The 22,922-nt window shown below is 64.9% G+C and carries 18 protein-coding genes; 5 read left to right on the forward strand and 13 right to left on the reverse strand.

The features are described 5' to 3' along the window. Positions 1-6 precede the first annotated feature (6 nt). On the forward strand, positions 7-2,178 hold the full coding sequence (locus SynPROS71_RS00645; protein WP_186595985.1) for a glycosyltransferase family 41 protein: 2,172 nt from the start codon (positions 7-9) through the stop codon (positions 2,176-2,178). Here the strand turns inward: SynPROS71_RS00645 and SynPROS71_RS00650 are convergent. From SynPROS71_RS00650 to SynPROS71_RS00680, 7 genes are all read right to left on the reverse strand, one after another. Next, entirely contained in the window at positions 2,160-4,334 is a 2,175-nt protein-coding gene (locus tag SynPROS71_RS00650; protein WP_186595986.1) for a hypothetical protein, read from the reverse strand. The two genes, SynPROS71_RS00645 and SynPROS71_RS00650, sit on opposite strands and share 19 nt — an antisense overlap. Before the next feature lie 51 nt (positions 4,335-4,385). Further along, positions 4,386-6,050: a calcium-binding protein gene (locus tag SynPROS71_RS00655; protein ID WP_186595988.1), complete on the reverse strand. Its 1,665-nt coding sequence runs from the start codon at positions 6,048-6,050 to the stop codon at positions 4,386-4,388. A gap of 157 nt (positions 6,051-6,207) precedes the next feature. After that, positions 6,208-7,419 (reverse strand): glycosyltransferase, encoded by a 1,212-nt coding sequence (locus SynPROS71_RS00660; protein WP_186595990.1) that lies wholly within the window; start codon positions 7,417-7,419, stop codon positions 6,208-6,210. Positions 7,420-7,429: 10 nt separating this feature from the next. Continuing rightward, on the reverse strand, positions 7,430-8,338 hold the full coding sequence (locus SynPROS71_RS00665; RefSeq protein WP_186595991.1) for a hypothetical protein: 909 nt from the start codon (positions 8,336-8,338) through the stop codon (positions 7,430-7,432). Between the two features lie 31 nt (positions 8,339-8,369). Next, complete coding sequence (locus SynPROS71_RS00670) at positions 8,370-9,923, reverse strand: glycosyltransferase family 4 protein (RefSeq protein WP_186595992.1); 1,554 nt, start codon at positions 9,921-9,923, stop codon at positions 8,370-8,372. Continuing rightward, positions 9,916-10,143 (reverse strand): hypothetical protein, encoded by a 228-nt coding sequence (locus tag SynPROS71_RS00675; protein WP_186595993.1) that lies wholly within the window; start codon positions 10,141-10,143, stop codon positions 9,916-9,918. Before SynPROS71_RS00675 ends, SynPROS71_RS00670 begins: the two co-directional genes overlap by 8 nt. A 10-nt stretch (positions 10,144-10,153) precedes the next feature. Next, positions 10,154-11,362: a glycosyltransferase gene (locus tag SynPROS71_RS00680; protein WP_186595994.1), complete on the reverse strand. Its 1,209-nt coding sequence runs from the start codon at positions 11,360-11,362 to the stop codon at positions 10,154-10,156. A 59-nt stretch (positions 11,363-11,421) separates the two neighbouring features. Between SynPROS71_RS00680 and SynPROS71_RS00685 the strand changes: the two genes are divergently transcribed. After that, positions 11,422-12,351 (forward strand): hypothetical protein, encoded by a 930-nt coding sequence (locus SynPROS71_RS00685; RefSeq protein WP_186595995.1) that lies wholly within the window; start codon positions 11,422-11,424, stop codon positions 12,349-12,351. On the opposite strand, the gene SynPROS71_RS00690 is transcribed toward SynPROS71_RS00685, so the two are convergent. Both SynPROS71_RS00690 and SynPROS71_RS00695 read right to left on the reverse strand, forming a co-directional pair. Beyond that, positions 12,287-13,207 carry a calcium-binding protein gene (locus SynPROS71_RS00690; RefSeq protein ID WP_186595996.1) on the reverse strand — a complete coding sequence of 307 codons (921 nt, stop codon included), beginning with the start codon at positions 13,205-13,207 and terminating at the stop codon, positions 12,287-12,289. The genes SynPROS71_RS00685 and SynPROS71_RS00690 overlap by 65 nt on opposite strands. Before the next feature lie 22 nt (positions 13,208-13,229). Then, positions 13,230-14,279: a glycosyltransferase gene (locus SynPROS71_RS00695; RefSeq protein ID WP_186595997.1), complete on the reverse strand. Its 1,050-nt coding sequence runs from the start codon at positions 14,277-14,279 to the stop codon at positions 13,230-13,232. On the opposite strand from SynPROS71_RS00695, the gene SynPROS71_RS00700 reads away from it, so the two are divergent. Together SynPROS71_RS00700 and SynPROS71_RS00705 are read left to right on the forward strand one after the other, a co-directional pair. Continuing rightward, a complete protein-coding gene (locus tag SynPROS71_RS00700) occupies positions 14,257-15,453 on the forward strand; it encodes a glycosyltransferase family 9 protein (RefSeq protein WP_255442249.1) in 1,197 nt (398 codons plus the stop codon). The genes SynPROS71_RS00695 and SynPROS71_RS00700 overlap by 23 nt on opposite strands. A gap of 8 nt (positions 15,454-15,461) precedes the next feature. After that, positions 15,462-16,484, forward strand: coding sequence for a glycosyl transferase family 90 (locus tag SynPROS71_RS00705; RefSeq protein WP_186595998.1), 1,023 nt, complete (start codon positions 15,462-15,464; stop codon positions 16,482-16,484). Here SynPROS71_RS00705 and SynPROS71_RS00710 read toward each other — a convergent pair. Both SynPROS71_RS00710 and SynPROS71_RS00715 read right to left on the reverse strand, forming a co-directional pair. Further along, on the reverse strand, positions 16,444-17,625 hold the full coding sequence (locus SynPROS71_RS00710) for a glycosyltransferase (RefSeq protein ID WP_186596000.1): 1,182 nt from the start codon (positions 17,623-17,625) through the stop codon (positions 16,444-16,446). The genes SynPROS71_RS00705 and SynPROS71_RS00710 overlap by 41 nt on opposite strands. Continuing rightward, positions 17,622-18,365 carry a glycosyltransferase family 25 protein gene (locus SynPROS71_RS00715; protein ID WP_186596002.1) on the reverse strand — a complete coding sequence of 248 codons (744 nt, stop codon included), beginning with the start codon at positions 18,363-18,365 and terminating at the stop codon, positions 17,622-17,624. The genes SynPROS71_RS00710 and SynPROS71_RS00715 overlap by 4 nt, the downstream gene beginning before the upstream one ends. Here SynPROS71_RS00715 and SynPROS71_RS00720 point away from each other — a divergent pair. Further along, positions 18,364-19,749 carry a glycosyltransferase gene (locus SynPROS71_RS00720; RefSeq protein ID WP_186596004.1) on the forward strand — a complete coding sequence of 462 codons (1,386 nt, stop codon included), beginning with the start codon at positions 18,364-18,366 and terminating at the stop codon, positions 19,747-19,749. The two genes, SynPROS71_RS00715 and SynPROS71_RS00720, sit on opposite strands and share 2 nt — an antisense overlap. Here SynPROS71_RS00720 and SynPROS71_RS00725 read toward each other — a convergent pair. Both SynPROS71_RS00725 and SynPROS71_RS00730 read right to left on the reverse strand, forming a co-directional pair. Further along, positions 19,739-20,581 carry a sulfotransferase gene (locus SynPROS71_RS00725; protein WP_186596006.1) on the reverse strand — a complete coding sequence of 281 codons (843 nt, stop codon included), beginning with the start codon at positions 20,579-20,581 and terminating at the stop codon, positions 19,739-19,741. The genes SynPROS71_RS00720 and SynPROS71_RS00725 overlap by 11 nt on opposite strands. After that, on the reverse strand, positions 20,581-22,851 hold the full coding sequence (locus SynPROS71_RS00730; protein ID WP_186596008.1) for a glycosyltransferase: 2,271 nt from the start codon (positions 22,849-22,851) through the stop codon (positions 20,581-20,583). The genes SynPROS71_RS00725 and SynPROS71_RS00730 overlap by 1 nt, the downstream gene beginning before the upstream one ends. Between the last annotated feature and the right edge of the window lie 71 nt (positions 22,852-22,922).

Genomic DNA, 22,922 nt, shown 5'->3' on the forward strand with positions numbered 1-22,922 from the left:
AGTTGTATGAACGCGGCCCAGCTGCGTCAGCAGGCTGTGGAAGCCCATCGGGCGGGCCACTGGCACGAGGCTGAGCAGGCTTATCTCCAGTTGATGGCCGAGGCGCCCGCCGCTGATCTCGCTGCCAATTACGGCAGCCTGCTGCGCTCCCAGGGCCGGCTGGATGCCGCGGAGGCTCATTACGGCAGGGCCTTGGCGGCCTTCCCCGATGATGTGCATCTGCTCTGTAATGCCTGCAATCTGCTGCGCGATCAGGGCAAGGCCGCCATCACCGTTGATCTTTTGCAGCAGGCACTGCAACGCAGCAGCGGCAACCACGATCTGACCAAGGCACTGGCGCTGTCGTTGCATCACTGCGATCGCGTGGATGAGGCGTTGCAACTGCTGCCACGCTTGGTCTCCGCGCAGCCGGGCTGCTCGGAACTTCGCCTGGAATATGGCGCCTGCCTGGCCAAACGCGACGCACCCCGGGAGGCCATCGCCCAGTTCCGTGAAGCCTTGGCCATCGCTCCCAACGATCCCCGGGCGCTGGCGAATCTGATCATTCTGCTTGCGGAGCAGGGCGGCCTTCAGGAGGCCCGCACCGCGCTCGAACGCGGTGATGTGGATCAAGAGTCTCCGCGCATGCTCGGGGCCCGGGCTCAATTGTTGATGAGCGAAGGCGATGCGGAGGGTGCCCTGGCACTTCACCAACGCCTCACCGGCCTGGAGCCGGCGGTGGCGGACCACTGGCTGAATGTGGCGGCCTGCCACAAGGAGCTGCGGCGCATGGTGGCGCCAACCCAGGCGCTGCGCCAGGCCGTGCGCCTGGCCCCGGAACGGCCGGACCTCCAGCTGGCGCTTGGCAGTTTGCTGGTGGAGCAGGGCCACAGCGCCGAAGGCTTGCGCCTGTTGCAGGGCACCCTGGATCAGCCCGGGCTCAAGGATGAGCCGTTCACGGTGCATCAGTTCATCACGGCTGGCCATCGCCTGCTTCCCGCCGAGCAGTTGCGCCAGGAGGTGGAGCGCTGGGAACAGCGCAGGGCGCTGCCCTTGCAAGAGATCTGGCAAGACCGCATCCGCGATCCTGATCCCCAGCGCCGCTTGCGAGTGGGATTTCTTTCGGCTGATTTCTCCAAGCATCCGGTGGGGCGCTTCATGGCGCCCCTGCTGGAGGCCCACGATCCTGAACAGTTGGAGCTGGTGGGCCTCTCCTGCGGGCGCCTGCAGGATCACTTCACCGAGCGCATCCGGGCTGCCTGCTCCAGTTGGCATGAGCTGCGCTTCGGCAGGGATGAGGAAGTGGCGCGCTTGCTGGCCGATCTTCAGCTGGATGTGATCGTGGAGCTGGGGGGCTACACCGCCCAGCAGCGCCTGCGGCCGCTCACGGCCCGTCCGGCTCCGATTCAGCTCAGTTATCTGGGCTATCCCGCCAGCACCTACCTGCGCTGTATCGATGGTTGGATTGGTGACGCCGCCTGTTTTGGCCCTGCTCAGTTGCACGAGCGTGGTGTGAACGAGCAGTTGCTGGTTCTGCCCCGGGCCTACCTGGCCTATCCGCAGCCGGAGGAGGCTCCCCTGCCGGAGCGCACCGCTGCCGATCAGCGCTTTCGCTTCGGCAGTTTCAACCACAGCCGCAAGCTCGGGGATGGCTGCCTCGATCGTTTCGTGGCTGTGTTGCAGGCTGTGCCTGACAGCGTGCTGGTGCTCAAGAGCACCACCTTTGAAGAACAGGCTGAACGGGACCGGATCCAGGGGCGGTTGATGCAGCGGGGTCTTGCTCCGGAACGCCTGGAGCTGCTGCCCCGCAGCGTTGATCAGTCCGCCCACCTGGCCAGCTACGGCCAGGTGGATGTGGCCCTCGACACCTGGCCCTACAGCGGCACCACCACCAGCTGTGAGGCTCTGTGGATGGGGGTGCCGGTGTTGACTGTGATGGGTCAGGTGATGGTGGAACGGCAGACCGCCTCCGTGCTCGCTGCCGCTGGCCTGGGTTCGGCGATCAGCCGCAGCCTCGAGGAGATGGTGCAGAAAGCCCGTTTGGCGGCAGCCCAGGGTCCGCGCGATCAGCCGCAACGACTGGCTTTACGCGCACACGTGGCCGCGTCCGATCTGGCAGACAGTGCCTCCCTGGCCCGGGCCATGGAGGCGCTTTATCGCCAGCTCTGGCAGCGGCGGTCTTACGCCGCCAGGCTCTGACGCAACGCTCCCCAGCAGCTCCACAGGGCTGTTGCGAGCCCTTCGGCATCGCCTAGGGCACTGGTTTGCACCCGCCTGCGCAACGCCCGGCGCCCCTGACGCAGGGCGTTCACTTGGGCGGCCGCGTCCACCGCAATGCGCAGATAGGCGTCTTCGCTGTTGGCGATGTACTGCGGCAGATCGGCCGCTGCCAACACGGCCGTCGACATGCGGCCCACGTAGTGACTGCCGCACAGCGTGATCACCGGCACCCCCATCCACAGAGCTTCGCACGTGGTGGTGCAGCCTCCATTTGGGAAGGGATCCAGGGCAATGTCCATCAGGCCGTATTGGCGCAGGTGGTCGTCGGGCCGGGCCGTGGTGGGCAGCCAGATCACCCGCTCCAGGGGGAGGCCGCAGCGGCGCATGCGCCGTTGGATCAGCTCGGCCACCCCGGGATCATCGGAGGCGAACGCTTTCAAGGCCAGCTGGGCGGAGGGCACGGCGTTCAACAGCTGGGCCCAAAGCGTGAGCGTGGCGGCGCTGAGCTTGCGAGCATGGTTGAAGCAACCGAAGGTCACGGGGCCGTCCGGCCCTGGCGGCACGTCCACCCTGCCTTCAGGCAGGTGCTCACTGGGCTTCCAGGCCAGAAATGCGCGGGGAAGGCGCACGATGCGCTCGCTGTGCCACTCCTGCATCGGTGTGGGGAACAGGGCCTGATCGCCGAGCCAGGCGTCCATCGCCGGCAGACCGCTGGAGGCGTAATACCCCAGGTAATTGATCTGCACGGGGGCGATCCGCGGCGCGAACAGGTGGGCGCTGTGGTTGGCGGTCCAACCCGTGAGATCCACGGCCACATCAAGCTGGAGATCGCGCATCCTCTGCAGTTGATCAGCCTCGCTGCGCTGGGAGAGATCGATCAGCTGGTTACCGGCCAGCTCCTGGGTGCGGGGCATGGGTGTGCCTTGTGTTGAGGCCAGAAACAGAGTTCCGCCCTGGCCGAGACCGGCTTCCAGCAGCATCTGCACGAACCGGCCAACGGGGTGGTAAGCGAAATCCGGGCCCACCAGGGCCACCCGCAGGGGTGTGCTGGCGGGGCCAGGGGTGGGGGCTGTAGGGACGGCGTAACGCTTTGCTAGCCGTTCGGTGGCCTCAACGGCCCGGGGGTGGGACTGGGAGGCCAGCTGCATCACCAGATTGGAGCAGAGCAGCGGTCGTTGCTCTAGGGCTTGCCAGGCGTTTGGATGCAGCCAGGGCATCAAATGGCTGCAACCGGTTTGGTCGTAGGCATTGAGCAGGTTGCCATCGCTCTCGCCGGGGTGGGCGTTCAGGCTGCCGAGGCTGTATTGCAGGCGCTCCTGAAAAGCACTGCGGCGGCCTTCAGCGGTTTGGCGACCGATCAGCTGCACGGCATTGCGGATGTGGGCGATTTCGGGGTGGCGGGGATGCTGCCGGCTTGCCACGGTGATCGCCAGGCCGTTGTGAAGGCCGGCGGCATTGTTGAGCTGCAGGGTTTGCTGCCAGGCCAGGGCGCTGCCGTGGCCGCGCTGCAGCAGGTAATCGAGCGTCTGCATGGCTGCGTCCCGTTGTCCGAGGGCTCGCAGGGCCACAGCCTTGAGTTCGAGCGCTTCCGGGCTGTCGAGATTGCTCGGCCACTGGCAGAGGCTGAGGCTGAGGCCATCGAGTTCCTGGCGCAGGAATTGCTCCTGCAGCGCCTGCAGCCATTGCAGCGGCGAGTGTTTGGATGCATCGGGTGGCTCGCTGGCGCTGGCGAGGTCTTGGAGCTGGCGGCGCCGCAGCATCAGGCTGGCTTGCAGTGCCTGCCGGCGTGCTGCAGCCAAGGTCTCTCCTGCTTGGGCCAGCGCCGCTTCGGCTTGCTCGAGCAGTTGCAGGGCCCAGAGGCGCTGCTGACGGCGCTGCTGCTGGCCCACTAAGAGGTCTAGGGCCAGGCAGCGATCAGCTGGATCGCCGCCCTGCAGGGCGGCCAGCAGGGTTGCTTCGGCAGCGCTGAGCTCACCCAGGCGTTGCAAGAGCACGGCCCGGCGCAGGATGGCGTGGGGCGGGCAATCTTGTAGCTGGCGTTGCGCCTCCTGGGGCCAGCAGCAGCGCTCCTGCTCCAGGGGCAGGGCATAGGTGGCAGCAGGCATGGCGTGCAGATCAGGGCCAGGGGCGAGCATAAAAAAGGCTCCCCGAAGGGAGCCTGGAGCACACAGTGTGTGAAGGATCGATCAGCCGAGGCTGGTGATCGAGGAAGCGCTCACGTTGGTGAAGGTAATGGAGAGATCGCCTACTGAAGCACTGGTTGAACCGAACGAGGCCGCACCGGCGGTGAAGGTGACGGTGGTTGTGCCCAGAGTCAACGTTGCAGCGTTACTCGTGCCGCCCAAGGTGACGTAAGTTCCTGTGCCGTTGAAAGTTTCATCAATGGCAAAGGTGATGTTGCCGTTTGTGATTGTGCTGGTGAAGTCGATGGTGTCGTTGCCGCCACCAAAACCGAAGAAGTAGGTGCCAAGGTTTTGACCAGTTGTTCCTGAGGCTTCGCCCTCGACCACGTTGTACTTGATGGAGTCAGCGCCAGTTCCGCCAACCAAGGACACGCCACCTTGAGTTGCAACGCCCAAGGAAATGGTGTCGTTGCCGTCACCACCAAGAATCTTGGAAGAGGAGATGTAGTTGGCACCGGAGAAGACGTCGTTGCCTTTGTCCAGATAGACCTTGCCGGAGGTCATCACGATGCCTTCGACCGTAACTCCGTTGTCGGAGGAAGCAGCAACGGTGTCAGCGCCTTGGCCGCCGTAGATGGTGACTTTATTAGCAGTGAAGCTGCCGATGAAGTCATTACCGGCGTTGCCTTGGAGGTAGGCGCTGGAGAAGGAACCACCGATGACGTCGACGCCGTCGCCACCGAGCAGAGTGGCACTCATGGCTTTGCCGCTGACAACGTCGTTGCCCTTATCGAGGGAAACCACGCCGCCGGTGATGCCGAAGTTGGCGCTGGTATCTCCGGTCAGGAAGACTACATCGTTGCCCTGGCCGCCGTAGACGGTGGTACCGATCAGGCTGCCGCCCACGGAGAAGACGTCATTGCCGGCGTTGGCGTTGAAGCTGGAGGAAAGAAGTTCGCCAGCATAAAACTCGATGGTGTCAGCACCAGCACCACCCTCAACAGAAACAGATGAGAAAACGCTGGAGGAGTCGGTGTTGGTCAGCACGATGCTGTCATCACCGCCATCACTGCTGCCGTTATCACCCAGGATGGTGGAGTTGATGAATTGTGCGGTATTTGCGAAGTTAATGACGTCGTCGCCCAGGTCGCCGCGCACGAGCGTTTTGCTCAGGCTGGACCCATCGTCAGTGATGGTGTCGTCGCCTTTGCCGCCGTAAAGGGTAGAACTAATCGCTTTTCCGTTGAACTGAACAATGTCGTCACCGATGTCGGCAAGCACCACACCGTTGCTGATGGTGGTGAAGGTAATCTCGTCATTGCCTTCGTCGCCGGCCGAAACGCCGCCGTCACCGTTCAGTGTGGAGTTGACCACAACTTTGAAATCCAGAGTGTCAGCACCCTTGTCACCGCTGGCGTAGGCGTTGGTGAAGGTTTTGCCGAAGGTGATGACGTCGTTGCCTTTGCCGCCGTAGAGGGTGGCCCCAGAAGCGGTCACCCCCAGGGTGATCACATCGTTGCCTTCGTCGCCCCTGATCTGGGTTTCGTTGGCTGTAGCGGATTGCACGAGCTCGTCGTTGCCTTTGCCGCCAAAGAGCAGGTCAGCGCCGCCCAGGCCGTTAACGAAGTCGCTGGCTTGAAGAGCAGAAATTGAGTCAGCACCGGAAGTTCCGGAAATGTTGTCAACGGTGTCCGTGCCGAGGATGGAGTTGTAGACGGTGGATGTCATCGATCGATGGTGAGAGGTGGGGGGGGTGTGGACTCCTCACAACCGACCCACCCGGGGCCGGATTGAGCTTGTGTGACGGGTAATCCATCACAGCAGTGGCATTTTTACTCATGCCTGAATAATTGGTCAATCGGATTGTTCAGGTCCCAAGACCGTCTCACTGCAGGGTTGCCATCAGAGCAGCCCAACCTTCAAGTCCAGCTGCCGCGCTGTAGGGGGCAACTTTGGCTTGAGCGCGCTCTCCAAGGGCCTCGGCCAGAGCCGAATCGCCCAACAGCCGGTTGAGTTGGCTGGCGATCGCCTTGGGGTCCCAGAAGTCCGCCAACAGGCCTTCGCGTTCCGTGCTGATCAGTTCTTCAACGGGAGCCGTGGCACTGGCGGTGATTGCGCAACCGGCCGCCATCGCCTCCAGCAAGCTCCAGCTCAGCACGAAGGGGATCGTGAGGTACAGGTGGGCTTGGCTGTAAGCGAGCAGCCCGTGGTAGTCCTCAGTGCCGAGGGCGCCCAGCCAGTGGGTGCGGGCGGGGTCGAGGCCGCAGCAGTCCTTGGCCCATTGCCCCCAGCTGCGTCCATCGCTGCGCTCCTGCCCGTAGCAAACGCTGTCGTTCCCGGCGATGCACACATGTGCCATCGGGCGCTGCTGCTGCAGCAGTGCCAGGGCTTCCATCGCCTGGGGAAAACCGCGGTAGGCCTCGAAGCCCCGGCTCACGTAGCTCACCACTTCTACGCCATTGCCTTGGGGCAGCCAGGGAGGAGGAGCCGGTTTGTGGATGCGCAAGGCCACCAAGCGTTCCACATCCACCCCTTCATGGATCAGGGTGAGCTGGGAGCGCAGGGCCTCGGGAAACTGCTGGCGTTGCCAATTGGTGGGCACCACGGCGGCGTCGCAATCCGCCAGTTCCAGCAGCAATTGGGCGTTCCAGGTGCGCAGGCGCAGTTGGCGATCGGCTTCCACCACCCCCTTCTGCAGGAAATCCACATCACTGCCGAAGGCGTTGTAGTACCACTCAAACAAGCTGATGCGTTTGGCTTGGGGGAAGGCATCACCGAGGTAAAGCCCTGCGCCGAATCCGGCATGGCTGAGGATCACATCCGGCTGGAACCCCTCGTGATCCAGGGTTCTGGCGGCCCGATAGGCCGCCTGCCCCTGGCACACAGCGGTTTCCAAGCGCCGCAGGTAGGGGTGACAGTGCTCCGGATCTTTGCTTCTCGCAGCGGCGTAACCCACCAGCTTTACCCCTTGGGGATCCGGTGCGTGCCATTCCCGGCCTTGATGCAGGAACACCACCTCGTGGCCTGCGGCCACCAGGGCGGGGGCCAGCCTGCGGAACTGGGAGGGATAGGTGCTGTGGCTGATCAGGATGCGCATCGGCGCTCCTTCAGCCCTTCAGGGCCTGGGCAAACACGTCGTGATACCCCTGCAGCAACCAGCGCGGCAGCTTCTGTTCCGGCTGGTCCACCTGCATGCTGCCGGGTTCGAACAGCGTCATGGCCACCAGGAAGGCATTCACCGCCCCCGGGGTCCCGAAGCCTCCACCTTGTGTGGGTTGCAGGCGTTGCGTCACCCGCTCACGCAGTTGCTCTTCCACCGGTTGCAGAACTTCTTTCTGCACACCAGAGCGCACCAGCGCCCAGTAGCGATCGCTGAAATCCCCCTGGAAATGCCCTTCCAGTTGTTGCTCGGGGCACTGCAGGATTAGTTGTGCGAGCTGCAGACGCAGCTGGCGCAATTCCTGTTGGATCTCTTGATCCTCAGGATCGATGTAATAGAGGTTGGAGAGCCCCAACAGGCGATTGAGCTGAATGCGGTTGGCCACGAACGCCTCCAGGCTCGAGGGCATCGCCCCGAAATCCGGAGCGGTTGGCGCTTGGCTGGGGGTGGGCTGCGGCATTTGTGCAGGCACGGGTGGTTGCCCAGCACCGCTGGCCCCGCCTTGTTCGTACAGCGCCAGATAGCCTGGAACCAGCCACCCGGGCAGGTTGGCCTGGGGGTTGGCGATCGTGAGCTTGCCGGGGGGTGAGAACAGGAAATTGGCGATTAAAGCCTTGACGGCACCGGGTTGCTGCAGCCCCTTTTGCAGCTGGGCTCCCAGGCGGTTGCGCAGCTCCACCTGCTCCGGCGGCAGGTAGGTGCTGGGGGTGAGCTGGGCCGTGAGCTGGCGGGTGGCTTCACCCACCTGGCTGTTCCAGAGGCTTTCCAGAATGTCCTCAGGTGCTGCCAACCAGAACTGGGCCAGTTCATCGCGCATGCTTCCAGCCACTGCGCTGGTCACGGTCCAGGCCTTCATCGTTGTGATGGGGAGAATCGTTGCAACTTTCTCACAGATGCTTCTCGGGCAGGGCCTGCTGCAGGCGTGCTCGGCTGTCCTCATCCCGGCAGGCTCTAAGCACCTCATTCCAGAGCGGCAGGCGGCCCTGCCGCACCACGTCTGGGAGCGCATCAAGGCTGTTGGTGGCGTTAGGGCTGCTGGCTGCCGTTGGCAAGCTGGCATAACGGCTGAACAGGCGCACCGGGTTCAGGCCGATCGCAGCGGCCGGTGGCTCAGCTTGTGGTTGCGCTTGGGCCCGCCGTTCAGCGAGATCGGCGAAGAGGTCGTCGTAGCGGCGCATCACTTGCTGCCCTTCGCAGCGCTCCTGCATCTGCTGCCGTCCCTGGCGTCCCATGGCCCGGGCCATGCTGGGATCTTGGAGCAGGCTGAGCAGCATCGCCTCGGCTGCGTTGGTGTCGAGAGCCACCAGCTGGGCCAGGGCTCCTGCGATTCCCGGGTAGCTCTGCAAGCCGAGTTCCTGGGCCCAGGCCAGCCCTTCGGAGGCCAGGTGCGCATCGGTCAGCCAACGGCTGGGAACCAGAAAACCATCCACCCCCTGGCGCACCAGGTTGCGGTAGCCATCCCAGTCGGACACGAGCATCGGTAGCCCCGCCGCCATCGCCTCAACCAGCGACAGGCCGAAGGTTTCCTGGCAGTTGTCCACCAGGGAGATCGCCACATCAGCTGCAGCCAGAGCCTGGTGCTTCACCTCTTCCGGCACCGCCTCGCTGCCGCCGAGCCTGAGAAAGCGCACGTTCGGGCAGAGGGCCCGCAACTGGGCCAGGTGATCTCGTTGCGGCTCTGAATCATCCGGACCGCATTCGATCAGCCACAGCTCCTGCGGGAGCTGGCGGGCCACCGCCTCCAGCACCCGGTATTGCGCCCAGGGGTCGAGTTTGGTGAACAACGACAGCCGGCCCAACCAGAGGCACACCGATGCCTCTGGCGGCAGGCCAAGTTGCTTGCGGGCTGCGTTGCGGTCCGGCAGGGCCTCGATTAGTGCGTTCACGGCCACCGGTAGGGGGATCACCGGCAACTGGGGCCGCTGGGGAGGCTGGTGCGGTCCGAAGCGACGCTGCATCCACGTTTCCCGGTCGTCCAGGATCGCGTTCACCACATCCCGGCCTGCGCAACTGCTGCAGATCAGGGCATCCCAGGGTTGGACGGGCTCGGTGACCAGGGATTCCATCATCCTCACCGCCGACGACGTGTTCAGGGTGTGGATCTGGCCGATTAATGAGAAGTGCTGGGAGCCGCAGCGCGCCCGCCAGCGGCTCCAGCGCCCCAGGTTGGGATCGGGAATGAACAAGCCCCCGATCGCTTGATACGGATGGGGATGCAGCAAGCCATGCCCATGCCGTTGTCCCCGGTGGCCGGCCTGAGCGAGCACATCGCTCAGTTGGGCGGGGTACTGAGGATCAGCGCAGGCCAGGTGGAGGTCACGATTTCCCAAGAACTGAGCCCAGGCCTCCAGCAGTGCGCTGCCTGCCCAGCGCCGACCGTTGAGATTGGTGGTTTGCCGGAACATGTCCGGCGCCACCATCAAAGCGGGCCATTTAGCCATTCCAGCGGCCCTTGAATTCCAGTTGGGCCAGCAGCCAGGTGAGCCCGAGCAGGAGCGCCAGCACCAGCAAGGGAGAGAGCATCACCCCAGCAATCCAGGTCTGGCCTTTGAGCAGCAGCCACAGCAGAGAGCCCACGTAGGGCACGGCACACACACCGGGTGCGAGCCAACGGCTCACCCGCAGACGGATCAGCAGGTGCCGAAGCAAGGGGCGTTTCATGGGCGCAAGATTACGTCGCTTGCTTGCTCCTTCCGCTCTGCTCGAGCAGTGCGGCCAGGGCGGGCAGCGTTAGGCGCTGGTCGTAGAGCAGGGCTCGTTGCCGGGCCGCTTTCCCCAGCCGTTGGCGCAACTCAGGATGGTTCAGCAGCTGATCCACAGCCTGCGCCAGGGCGTTGGCATCCCGGCCGGGCACCAGCAGGCCCTCCACGCCGTGCTCGATTACTTCGTTCACGGGAGCCCCTGTGCTGCCCACGATGCAGCAGCCGCAGGCCATCGCTTCCAGCAGGCTCCAGCCCAGGATGAACGGGGAGCTGAGGTACACGTGCACGCTGCTCACCTGCAGCAGGCTGATCAGATGGGGATGGGGGATGCGGCCGAGAAAGTGAATGCGCCCCAGATCCAGTTGGCCGCTGAGCTCTTCGAGCATCACCTCCTTGAGCGCGCGTCCACTGGGATGGCCAGGGCCATATCCCGACTCGTTGTCACCCACGATCAACACCCGCAGCCGTGGATGGCGCTTCTGGAGCTGGGGCAGTGAGTGCATGAACGTGTCGAAGCCTCGCAGCTGCTCCAGCTGGCGGTTCACCAGGGTGAGGGTGGGAACCGTGCGGTCGATGCGGCTGCCCCTCACTTCAAACGCCATCTGCGCATTGGGGATGGCTGTTGTTTTGGCATCAATGCCTTCATGGATCACATGCAGGCGCTGATCCTGAAAGCAGGGGGGGAGGCTCCGGGCCTGGTGTTGGGTGGGCAGCACCCAGGCCTTGGCCATGCTCAGGGCGGTGCGGGTGAGCAGGTTGCGCTCCAGATGGACCAGAGGATCCGTGGGTTGCAGCCCCAGATGCTCCGGGCGCATCCACAGCTCAGGCCACACGATTTGAGGAACGTCCGGCCAGATCTCCTGCAGCCCCAGAGATTCACCCCAGCCGCAATGCACGGCGATGCCGTCGGGGTGCCAGCCCTGCTGCTTGAGCTCAGTGCAGAGTCGGGCCACGGCCTCAGCCCGTGCCAGCGCTTCATGCCAAAGCCGCGAACGGCCTTGGAGCTCTGGAGGCGCTGGTGCTGGCTCCGGGTAGCGCAGCACCCGGGTGTTAGCAATCTCGGCGAGAGGGCGCTGATGGCTGCAGATCCCGACCAGCTCATGGCCCCGTTGGCTCAGAAAGGGAACCAGCTGGCGGAACTGTCCGGGGAAGTTCTGGTGAATCAACAGAAACCGCACCGGCTGTTCTGGCCATCCCTCTGTGCGAACGATACGTTGAGCCCCTCAACGGGGATTCCATGACTGCAGACACCCTTCGGCTGATGCTGGTTCTGGGATTGCCCCAGGCTGGGGGCCAGCGTCTGCGTCGCTGCCTGGAACTCTGCGGCGCTCCCGCCATCAGCAGCGAGCCCCTCGCCAAGCTGCATGCAGCCAGTTTGGAAGCCGCTGGCACCGATGGTCTGTCGATCCGCAGCTTGCCAGCCCGTTGGTACGGCAGTGACGCCGCTGCCGGCTTGCAGCAGCAGCTGCTGGATGTGCTTCAAGGGTGCCTGCCCAACCAGGGCCTGCGGGTGCTTCAGCTCCCCGGCCAGGAACGGCTCTTGCCCCTTTGGAAGCAAACGCTCGCGGCGCTGCCGATCAGCACCAGTTTCGTGCTGGTGCTGCGCCATCCCCTCGAGGTGGCAGAGAGCTTGTCGAGGCAGTCTGGCTGCAGCCGGGATCGCGGCCTGTTGATCTGGTTGCAGAGCATGCTGGCGATGGAGGCCGCCACCCGTGGCGAGGAGCGCCTGGTGCTGGAGCAGGAACGCTTGAGCTGGGATCCCGACGGTGTGCTCGACCAGCTGGAGCGCCATTTCCACCTGCAGCTGCCAGAGCGCAGCCATGAACGCCTGCTGCTTTGGGAACAGGAGGAACAGGCGCAGCGCCACAACCCGTGGTCGGCGGAACGGTCCGATGTCCCCCAGTCGGTGGAGGGATCACCCCTGCTGCAGATGGCATTGGAATTGCACCAGTGGTTGCAGGCCGAGGCCCGGGGCGAGACGCGCCAGCGCCTGATGCCCGATGTGATCTGCCAGCAGCTGGCCTGGGCGGAAGCGCTCTATGGCCGCACCCTGGCAGAAGAACTGCAGCAGCGCCGCCAGGCTGAACGGGACCTGTCCCAGCTCAATCGCAGTCGTCTGCTGCGTCTGCGCCGTTGGCTGCGCCGGGATCTGTCCCAGGCGAGCTGACCACGCCCCCGATCAAGCTGCGGAAGCTGGTTCCCCAGTGCTGCAGTTCCAGAAACGCGGCATTGGCCAGATGGGGCTTGAACAATCGGAAGGTTTTGCAGAGCCCCAAGGTGGCGGCACTTTCCAGCGGTGAAATGAAGCTGCAGTCTCCGTCGAGAAACCAGTCCTGCTCGCTCCAATGCTGCATCTGAGCGTGGGTCAGCACGAAGCAGCCCGCATGGGGATTCACCGGTGGGATGAACACGATGTCTCCCCCTGGTAGCGGAGCCCCCACAGGAGTACTGGTGTGCTTCAGGAAAGGCTCCAGGTAATCCCTCGGGATTGGGCCATCGATGTAAAACTTGTCCACGTTGGTATCGGCTTTCCAGAACAACTCCATGCGCTGGGGCAGGAGCACGGCGTCCTTGCCGATGTGGGCCTGGAACCAGGCGATCTTGTGAAAGAAGAACGGGTCGTGGATCAGCAGGTCGTCTTCGAAGTAGGCGTAGAGGTCATAGTGCTCATCGAGCCCCTCGGCCAGCAGGCGCTGGGCTTCGAAGCCGAGATGGCGCGGATCCTCCGGGCTAGTGGGCACGTGCTCAACCCAGTTTTGATAGAGCGGGTCAAGCCGTTCCGCCAGATGGTGCTGGCCATCGGTCACCAGCCGCACGCTCAGTTTGTGGCGCAGGCTCTGGTTGGCGTTCTCGACGGTTTTGGTGTGGATATTCAGGGCTCCCTGGCGTCGATCCAGGCGCCGGAAGCTGAGCAGTTGATCTTGAAGGGCGTGCAGGCGGGGCTCGGGGTTGGGCCGCAAGGAGGCGTGATTGCCATTCCCTTTTGGATTCCAGTGATGCACGATCGTGATCAGGATGCGCATCGCGGTTAAGGGTGCTGCGGGATCATTGCGGCCCAGTCTGCAGGCTGGGAAAGCGTTGCAGCAGGCGCTGATCCAGGGCACCGCGCACACGCCAGAGATGGCGGTAGAGCGCGCCGCGCCATTGACTTTGTTGCATCAGCCCATGGGCCTGGATCGCCTGGTGTGCTGCCGCCGCGATCGTGCGGCGTAGGTCTGGGTTGGCGGCCAGGCGCCGGGCGGCGGCCACGAGGTCAGGGCCATCGGCAGCCCAAAGCCCCAGGCGATCGTTGGCGAGCCAGGGGCCATAGAGCTCCGGTCCGGCCACCACCACGGTGCTCTCCGCAGCAGCCTCCAGCCACTTGATCGGTGTTTTGCAGGCCTGGGGGATGCCTTCCTGTAGGGGCAATAGAGCGATGTGGCAACTTGCCAGCAGCTGCCGATAGCGCCTATAGGCCAGCAGCGGATGCTGCTCGATCTGGCCCGGTCGGGCCTGAAGCGGCAGGTCTTGGTGACCGGCGCAGACCAACTGCAGCTCCGGGGCCTCCTGCAGCCAGGCCTGCAAAGCTGGTTGCAGCTGCTGATGCTCCTGGGTGCGGTTGAGGTTGCCCAGAAACACACGTAGGGGTTCCCGAGCCTGATGTTTGCCCAGATTGAGAGGCGGGATCGGCGCCACGGCGTTCTCCACCACCAGGCTGTGGGGGTTCAAGGGCGTCAGTGCCTGCGCCAGCTTCGGGCAGGACACCTGCAGGGCATGGGCGAGCCTGAGGTGGCAGCAGTGCGTTCGCCGTAGTTTCTGGCGGGTGCGCTCCGGGAATAGATCGGGGTGGTCATCCCACTCCACCAGCAGCAGCGATCCGCGGGAACGCACCCATTGCAGGGCATTCGCCCAGGAGGCGGTTTGTTCTGGCAGTGGCCGTTGCCAGATCACCAGGCTGGAGGCGCGCACCATGGCAAGGGGTTGGATCGGTGGGTGATGGATGCGCACATCCCATCCCTGAGCCTTTAAGGCTTCAAACGGTTGCGCCACCCGCACCGTGTTCCAGCTGCCCGGGGCATTCACCAGCAGGTCGATGCGGGGGCCGGGAGTGGACAACGGGCGCTTGCAGGAACGGCAAGGCTGCCATGACAATCAGAGCCGGATCGGAGCTGGGTTGATGCAGCGCTACAGCGGAGAGGAGCTCGGAGCAGCGCCTCGCATCGTGGTGCTCGGCTCCTGCAAGGTGGGCAACTATGTGAAAAGCACGCCCCTGCTGCGCGGGCTGCGCCAGCGCTGGCCGTCGGCTTGCATTGATTTCATCGGTAGTGAGGTCACCGCTGACTTCGAGCAGGCCTGCCCCTGGATTACCTGGCGCAGCAGCTGGGATCAAGCCGGTCTCGAGGCGTCGGCGCAGCTGGCCCAGGCCCTGCAGGAGCGCTCTCACACGGTCGGCCCGGTGGATCTCGCCATCAACCTCGATGGCTTCAACCCCGTCACCCAGGTGCTCACCGCCCAGCTCGCCCCCACCTGGGTGGCGGGCGGCAGTCTCAGCGCCAACCTGCGCCGTGATCTGCCCTGGGGAGAGGAGCCCCACCAACGCTTCCTGGCCGATCCCGACTGGGACCGTCCTGAGTTTCTGGATCGCTACCGCGACCACTTCAGCAGTAATTACATCGCTGAGCTGTTCTGCCGGCTGGCCTGCATCCGCACCGACTTCGCGGCGATCGAGCTGCCCTGGGAAGACCCGGGATTCCCGGTGCCGGAGGTATTGATTCATGCCACCACAGCGCGCCAAGCCAAGATCTGGCCCTTTGCCCATTGGCGCACCGTGGTGGAGCACTGCAGTGCCCGGGGCCTGCGCGTGGGCCTGGTGGGCAGTGCCCCCGCCACCCAGCGCAGCGAGTACCACTCCGAAGGCGGGGAAGAGGCCCTGCTCGCCAGCACCGAGTTGATCGATCTGCGCGGCCAGACCAGCCTGATCCAGCTGGCGGGCGCCTGCCGGCAGGCGCGGGCTGTGGTGAGCGTGGATGCCGGGCCTCTGCACATCGCCGCCGCCGTCGGCACCCCCACCCTGGCGGTGGTCGGCAACGATGCCCAGGGCGATGGGGCCAGTCCGATTCGCCTGTGGTTGCCGCGGGTGGACAACCTTGATCGCACCGTGTCGGAGCATCGCTGCACCCTCTGCGCCGACAACCGCTTCCGCAACGATGCCTGCCTCGTGGACGGCCACCCCTGCATGCAGCAGGTGGCGCCTGAGCAGGTGCTCAACTGGCTGGCCCGTCACGCGTGAGAGACGCCATGCCGGTCTGGGACCCGCTCGGTCCAGACCGGTTCCTGCGGGAGCTGCAGGGGCTGTCCCGCCGGGAGGCGGCCGTGGCCTGCTGGCAGCGTGAGCACAACGCATTCGCCTCCGTGCTCTCGGGGCCTGACACCTGCCTGCAGCTGCAGCGCTGCGCTGATGGAGGGGTTCAGTTGCTGAAGCCGCCGGCGATGGCGGCCATGGCCCTGAGCCGCCGGCAACCGTTGCTGCAGCTGCTGGCCATGGCCGAGGCGCTGGGCTTGCCGGCACAGGGGCAAACCCTGGGGTTGCAGCTGCATGATGAACAGCCCCGCCACGCCCGCCTGCTGCATTTCGATGCGGCGTTCGCCCGCAGTGCTCCATCGTTCGGTGGGGTTCCCGATCCCTACTGCCTGGCAAGCCGCGGCTTTCTGCTCCTGCGCCAGGCCTGGCGGCACACACCCTTGCCTCCCTGGTCCCAGCGCCACGACCGGGTGATCTGGCGGGGCAGCAGCACCGGTCTGCCCGCGCTTGATCGCCACCGGCTGCTCCAGCTGCCGCGCTACCGGCTCTGCCGCCGCTTGCAGCAGCTCGAGGGCTGTGATGCCCGCTTCACCGCCGTGGTGCAGGCGGCCTCCAGCCAGGCCGATCACGACCTGCGCCAGGAGTTGCAAGCAGACGGTTTGCTGACGGAACGCCTGGCTCCTGAGCAGCTGGCCGCTCACCGCTGGCTGCTCGACATCGATGGCAATGTCAATTCCTGGGGTTTGCTCTGGAAGCTCCTCAGCGGCAGCTGTGTGCTGCGGGTGCAGAGCGCTCGCGGCCAGTGGTTTCATCACCGGCTTCGCGCCTATGAACATCTGGTGCCCATCCGCGCCGATCTCTCGGATCTCGAGGTCTGCATCGATTGGTGCCGCAGCCATCCCCGCGCTTGCGCCGCCATTGCCGCCGCCGGGCAGCGTCTGGCGATTCAGGTGCTGGAGGAGCTCGGTGCCGATCTGCTCACTGCCCTGCGTTGGGCGGCGGCGGCTCCAGCTGCTTGAGACGGTGGAGCAGCTCCTGGGCCACGTCGGACCAGCTGCGGAAATGGCGTTGCTCCAGCTCGTGCTCCAGCTGGCCGCGGCGCTGCGGATCCGTGAGTAACCGCATCAGGCCGGCGGCCAGGGATGGCCACTGCTGGGGATCAACCGTTTCGCACCCTCCGCCTGCAGCCCGCTCCCCCAGGGCTCCGCTGCCGCTGCAGACACACGGTCGCCGATGCCAGAGGCTCTCGGCAACGGGCAGTCCGAACCCTTCCTCCAAGGAGGGGAAGACGGTGAAGTCACAGTGTTCATAGAGCGCCAGCAGCTGGGCGTCCGTCACCCGATCGAACCAGCGCAGGGGCAGGCCGCGTTGCAGGCTGCGATCGAGCAGGCGCTGAATCGCCGGTTCTGCCGGCCAGCCCACCAAGGTGAGCCTCCAATGCCGCACTCCTTGGCTGTGTAGCCAGGCCAGGGCTTTCAGCAGGCCTGCATGATTCTTGCGGGGCTCCAGGGTGCTCACACAGAGAAGCTCCAGGGGCGCTGAGGCCGGTTTGCGGGTGATCGGCGCCGAACGTTCCGCTCCAAACCGTTCTGCCAGCACCAGGGTGTGCAGATGGCTGGCAGGTTTCCCCCCGTTCTGCTCTAGGAAATCGCTGAGCTCGTGGTGGCTTTGCTGCGAATTGCAGAACACCACCCGAGCCTGTCCCAGTTGGTGCATGAAGGCCCCATGCTCGGCCGCGACCCGTTGGGCTGCTGGCCCGTAAAGCTGCGACTGCCGGAGGGGAATGGCGTCGTGAAACAGCCAGGCGTCTGCCAGCGGCAAGGGCCGGCAGGCCTTCAGCAAGGCCTCGCGGCTGGGGTTGTTCGCGCCCCGTACCAGTTCTGTCACCAGCAGCCACTGTGGCGGTGGCGTCTCGGTGGTCCAGCGGCTCCAGCTGGTCACCTCCGGGCCGTTCCAGGCGGCCAGATGCTTCAGAGCAGCGGGTCCGGGTTCCGCCAGCCGTTGGCTGTTGCGGTTCCAGATCACCGGAATCAGCGGCTGGCCAGCATGGATCAAAGCCCTGGCGATCGAGCGCACGCAGCGTTGGATGCCGCTGTTGTGGGGAAACCGGCAGGTGTGATCCACGTAGTAGAGGATCGGCCTCACGCTTGCGGCCCTCATCGGCTGGTGAGTGAACGGGGCTTGTCGTTGGCGCCCAGCACCAGGGGGGGCACGCACACGTGGGCGGCGATCTGCGGGTAAAGGCTGTTCAGCTGCCCGTCGAGGCTGAAGCATGGGCGCGACGGCAGGTCTGGAGCCTCGATGGGCAGGGTGCGCAGGGGCAGACTCCAGCTGAGCAGGCGAGCGGCTCCGGCGGCACTGAGCACGTACCCCGCCAGCCCCAGGGCCTTGTGCAGCGGAAACCAGAGATGCCCCTGGCTGCTGTTCAAACTGCTCTCCAGCGCGTCTGCTGCCGGGAAGCGCGGTTGAAAGAGTGCCGTGGCCGTGATCGCCGGGCCCCAGCCCACGTGCAGGCAGCTGTCCATGTTCCACCCCAGGAGCAGCAGATCCCAACCGCCAGGCGCCTGATCCATCAAGTGGCGGAGGCGTTGCGTCCAGTTTGCGGCGAACAGGGCATCGTCTTCAAAGATCAGCAGGGGCTGCCCGCTGCGGCGGCAGTGCATCCATGCCTTGAGATGGCTCAGGGCGCATCCCAGCTGCCCTTTCGGCCAGCTCTGCACGCTCGCGTCGATCAGTCCGCGCGCCATCAGCGTCTCAGCCTGGAGAGCTCGGCCATCGATGGCTTGCAGGCGCGGGATCAGCGCCGCCGGCACCCCACTGCGTTGCCGGAATTGCTCCAGCCTCGTTTGGCTGCGCCCCAGATTGATCACCACCATCGCCGGCAGAGGCGCTGAGGCCATGACCATCCGTTCGCTGCCAGGCAAGCTACAAGCGGCTCTGCCCTTGGCTGTGGATCGCGAACAACCGCTCAGTTGTGCTGCCAATCTCGGAGAGGGGAGGCCAGTGGCGGAGGTGCTGCGCTGCTGGCATGGCCAGGGGCTGGAGGCAGCCCGTTCACACTGGGCAAGCCACCGCCCCAGTAGCCGGCCGCTGAAGCCCCTGGAGCAGGAGCTCGAGCTGAGGCTTGCCGGTGCTCCCGGGCCCAGGCTGCTGCTCGATGGCCTCTGGTTCTGCCGGCCCCTGGGCGGCATCGGCCGGGTGTGGCAGCAGATTCTTGGTTGTTGGTCCCTGCCCGGGCTGATCACGCCCCAGGCACCCCTGTGCCTGATCGATCGTGACAGCCATATGGCTCTCACCAGTCGCTTCGAGGTGATCCAGGCGGCCCCTGCCGATCCCCTGGATTGGGATGGAGTGGCTGAAATCACAACGGCCAATGCGGATCTAGCTCGCCGCTGGCGGGCGCAGGTGTTTCTCTCCAGCTGGATCTCCAGTTGCGGTGATCAACCACTGCCGGCGATTCCTGAGCTGGCCTTGGTGCACGACTGCATCCCGGAGCGCAGCCAGGTGCCGGAGGCTCTTACTGCTCTGCGCCGCCGCTGGTTGCTGGGCGCGCAGGCGCAGCTTGCGGTCTCCGCGGCCACAGCCAATGACATCGAGCAGCTTCTGCAATTGCCCAGGGGTGCAGTGCCCTGGTGTCACCCCGCAGCTGACCCTCTTTTTGCCGCCACGGTGGCTGCGCCAGGCGCCGACCGACTCTGGCACTCTCTGCAGAGCCGCCTTGGCCTGTGGGACGCGTTTGTGCTGCTGCCAGGAACGAGCCGCCTCGGCAGTTATAAAAACCCTGAGTTGGTCGCTCGGGCTGTCGGGGCCCTTCCCACGCTCCAGCTGGTGCTTTGCGGGAAAAGCGCCAAATCCGTCCGTGAGGAGTTGGAACAGGCGAGTCCCGAATTGGTAGGCCGCTGTGTTGATGTGCACTTCACCGAGCCGGAGCTTGCCCTGGCCTACCGCCAGGCTTTGGCCGTGGTGGTGCCCAGTCGTGTGGAGGGATTCGGCCTGCCGGCTCTGGAGGCAGCCGCGGCCGGGGGTGTGGTGATCGTTGCCGATAGCCGCGGCCTGAGGGAGGCGGCCGCTGAGGCTGCACTGCGCGTTCAGGTGGACCAACCCCATCAGCTGGTCAGCCTGCTGCAGGCCTTGCTCGATCCGTCTACGCGCAGCTGGTTGAAGCAGCGTCTGCAGCCACGCTCTCGGCGCCGGCTGCAGCGCTCCAGTCCGGATTTGCTCGGGTTGTCCCTCTTGGCGGCAGCCAGGGCCCTTGCCGCCCGTCGCCAGGGCCTTACCAGCTGATCCCCAGCACCCGATCGAGCCAGTCGAAGGTGGGGGCCAGTTCGGCCTCAAGGCGCCGCTTCACCTCGGCAGGCACCTGCTTGGCTTCGCCTTCGCCGCTGTTGGCTTTGGGCACGGGCGTGGACGCTGCAAAAGAGTCGATGTTCAGGAACGCACTGAGCCGATCGAGGGTGGCCCGGTCACCCGCAAACAGATCGTCGCTGCGCAACACCAGCACCCTCTGCTCCCCAAAGAGGCGGAAATAACGCGTGAGCTGCTGCTCGTAGCGGCTGCGGGCCAGATAACTGTGCTCCTGGTAGCTCAGATGGGTTCCACCGGGTTGACGGATCACCTCCAGAGCTCCCTGGAGCCGTTCAGGCTCTGCTGCCAGGGCGTCCTCCAGCGGCAGGGTCTCGAGATTCCACCGGCAGGAATGAAAATATTGCGAGAGCGTTCGTTCCACCGGATGGCGCAGCAGCGCAATGATCTTCATGTCGGGCCTGAGGGCATGGATGCGTGAAGGCACGGCCTCATGGAACAGGTAATAAGGCGTGATCTCCCCCCTCAGCAGTCCGGCTGGTGCGTTGGCGAACTGCTGCCGGTACCAGGCCTCTCCACGGTCGTAGAACTTGGTGAAGTAGTGAATTTCTTTGTTCTCAGGGAGATAGATCTCCGGGTGGCTTTTCAGCAGCTGATAAAGGGTGGTGGTTCCCCCTTTCTGCGTTCCCACCCCCAGGAAGTGAGGCCTTGGTTCACGCTCTCGCAGGCCCAGTTGTCCCCGGGTTCGCCGCCACTGCCGCAAGCCCGCGCTGGAGAGCCGCTGCAAGCTCGACGGGGAGGAGGACGGGTCCATCAGGATCCAAGGCCAACCAAGGCCTTCAGTTTGCGCTTCACTTTGCCGCCCAAACGCTTGGCTTTGCCGGCGGCGCGTCGCCAAAGTGGTGGTCGTGGCTCCGCTGCTGCAAGCGGCTCAGCGACGGCCTCAGCAGCGGGTTCCTGAGAGGGGAGCGGCGACAGCCGCCGGGGCAAGCGCTCATGGAAGGCTTGCCAGCTCTGTTGAATGCGCCAGCTCTCCACCGCACTGGCGAGCTGATAGTCCTCAGACCCGGTTTGTCTGGCCATCAGCGCGGCCTGCAGATGGCCGCGCAGGCTGGGGGCGTCTGCGGCGCTGAGCCAGCGACGATCCTGCGCTCGCACCAGCTCGGCACTGCCACCCACGTCGGTCACCACCATCGTCAGTCCACTGTCCAGCAACTCCTCCACCACGCAGGGACTGTTCTCGATCAGCGAGGGGATCACCACCACGGCCTGCAGCTCCATCAGGCGCTGCAGTGCCGCATCACGCAGCAGACCCTGCTCATGTTGTGTGGCGATCCCGATGCCCTGCAGCTGGTCTCGCACCAGCTGGCTTCCCCATAACGGCTCTCCGTTGGCTTGCAATCCCACCACGCAATCCGTGCCGAGGAAGAGAACGCGCTCGGGTGCAGGCTCCAAGCCTTGCAAGGCAGCGAGAAACAATGTCAGCCCTTTGCGCTGCTCCATCCGGCCGAAATACACGCAATCCACCCGTTCACCCTTAGGCGTCTGCTTGGCGTCGGTGGCTTGCAGCCGTTGCGGTAGAGGGCAATTGCGATTCACCACCAGGTGTGCTGGCCTGGCGCCGTGGAGCAGATGCTCACTCACCCAGTGAGCCATCGCCTGAGACGGGGAAACGAGCCAATCGGCTTGCTGCAGCCCGTCTACTTCCAGGGCGCGCACAAGCCCCTCATCAAACAGCTGGCTTTCGTCCGCCAGCAACGCGCCGGCGTCGTCTCGGGGCCAGGGATTCCCGCTCCTGGCCCAGGCACTGGGGCCATGCAGCCCAACCACCAACTGCGGTGGATGGGGCTGGAGAGCCTCTTTCAGCCCGCTCGCGAGTCCCAACCAGTCATGCAGGTGCACCACATCACTGTTGTGATTCCTGAGCCAAGCGGCCACCTGTCTCACCAGCTCCAGGCGGCTGCAGCCGCTGCTGTCCAGTCGATGCACGCCAACACCTTTGAGTTCTGGCCCGTCGACGCTGCTGCCCGGTTGCACCAGCAACACATCAACCCGATGACCGGCTGCACGCAAGGTCTCGGCCAGTTCGCGCAGGGCTGAGCCAATCCCACCTCCACCGCCCCAGCCCTGCAGCTCACTGGTCACGATGGTGACGTCCACTTTGGGCAGGAGCGTCTGCTCTCCTTGAAGCACGCTGTTCAGTTCCAGAGGCGCCGTGCCCTGAGCTGCTGCTTGGCTCAGGCTGTCGGCGAGGAGGGGAGGGAGGTTGTGGCTGCCCCCGCCTTGGTGTTCGAGGCATTGACGCAGGGCCTGAGTGGCCGGATGCAGGTCGGCCTGAGGCGCTCCAGGATCGTTCGGGCGATCGCAGGCCATGCCCAGGGGCTCTGTGGGCAGTGATCGGTCCACGCGTTGCGCCAGTGCGCTTTGCAAGGTCTCGGCGAGGGGCCACTGCAGCCAAGTGCAAAGCCGGCCGATTTCCTCAGCAGGCTGGCTCATCAGCCGCTCGAAGCTGGTGAAGGCGCTGGCTCCATCTGGCACCTGCTGCACTGCAGCAAGACACTGGGCATAGGTGCGTTGCCAGAGCGCTTCGGCCCAGAGAGGCGGCACCTGCCCCTTGCTGCTGAAGGAACGGATGTTGCTGGTCGGATCGCGGTGCACCACCAGAGGACAGGGTTGGATGCTGAGAGCCTGCAGAACTTCAAGCCAGTCCTCCACCAGAATGGCGCTGCGAGGATCTTTCACCAGCCAGAGCGGGCTGTGTTGGAACCGCGAAGGCAGCAGCGATGCCAGGGCGTTCCGGAAGTGCTCCCGCGCAGGATGCTCCCGTTCCGGCAGCTGGAAGGCACTGCGGTAACTACTCCAGTGCCGTTGCAGGTCGAGCAGGCAGCGGTCTTGGAGCTGCACGATCGAATCGTCTTCGAAATAGTCGTAACGGGGGCGGCGGTCTTCAGGAATGCGATCGCGCAGCAGCAAATCCGGCCCCAGGGGCAGCCCAGCGGCGTGCATCAGATTGCCGAGCAGGCTGGTGCCGCTGTTGTGCATGCCCAGAACCAGCACACAGCGTTTCTCGGTTGCTTGCAGCACGCCAGTTAGAACCGCATTATTCGCCGCTGCATGCTGGCATCAGACTGCGGCTCAGCGGTCATGCGCGATAA

It is taken from the genome of Synechococcus sp. PROS-7-1 (genome assembly GCF_014279795.1).
Classification (GTDB): domain Bacteria; phylum Cyanobacteriota; class Cyanobacteriia; order PCC-6307; family Cyanobiaceae; genus Synechococcus_C.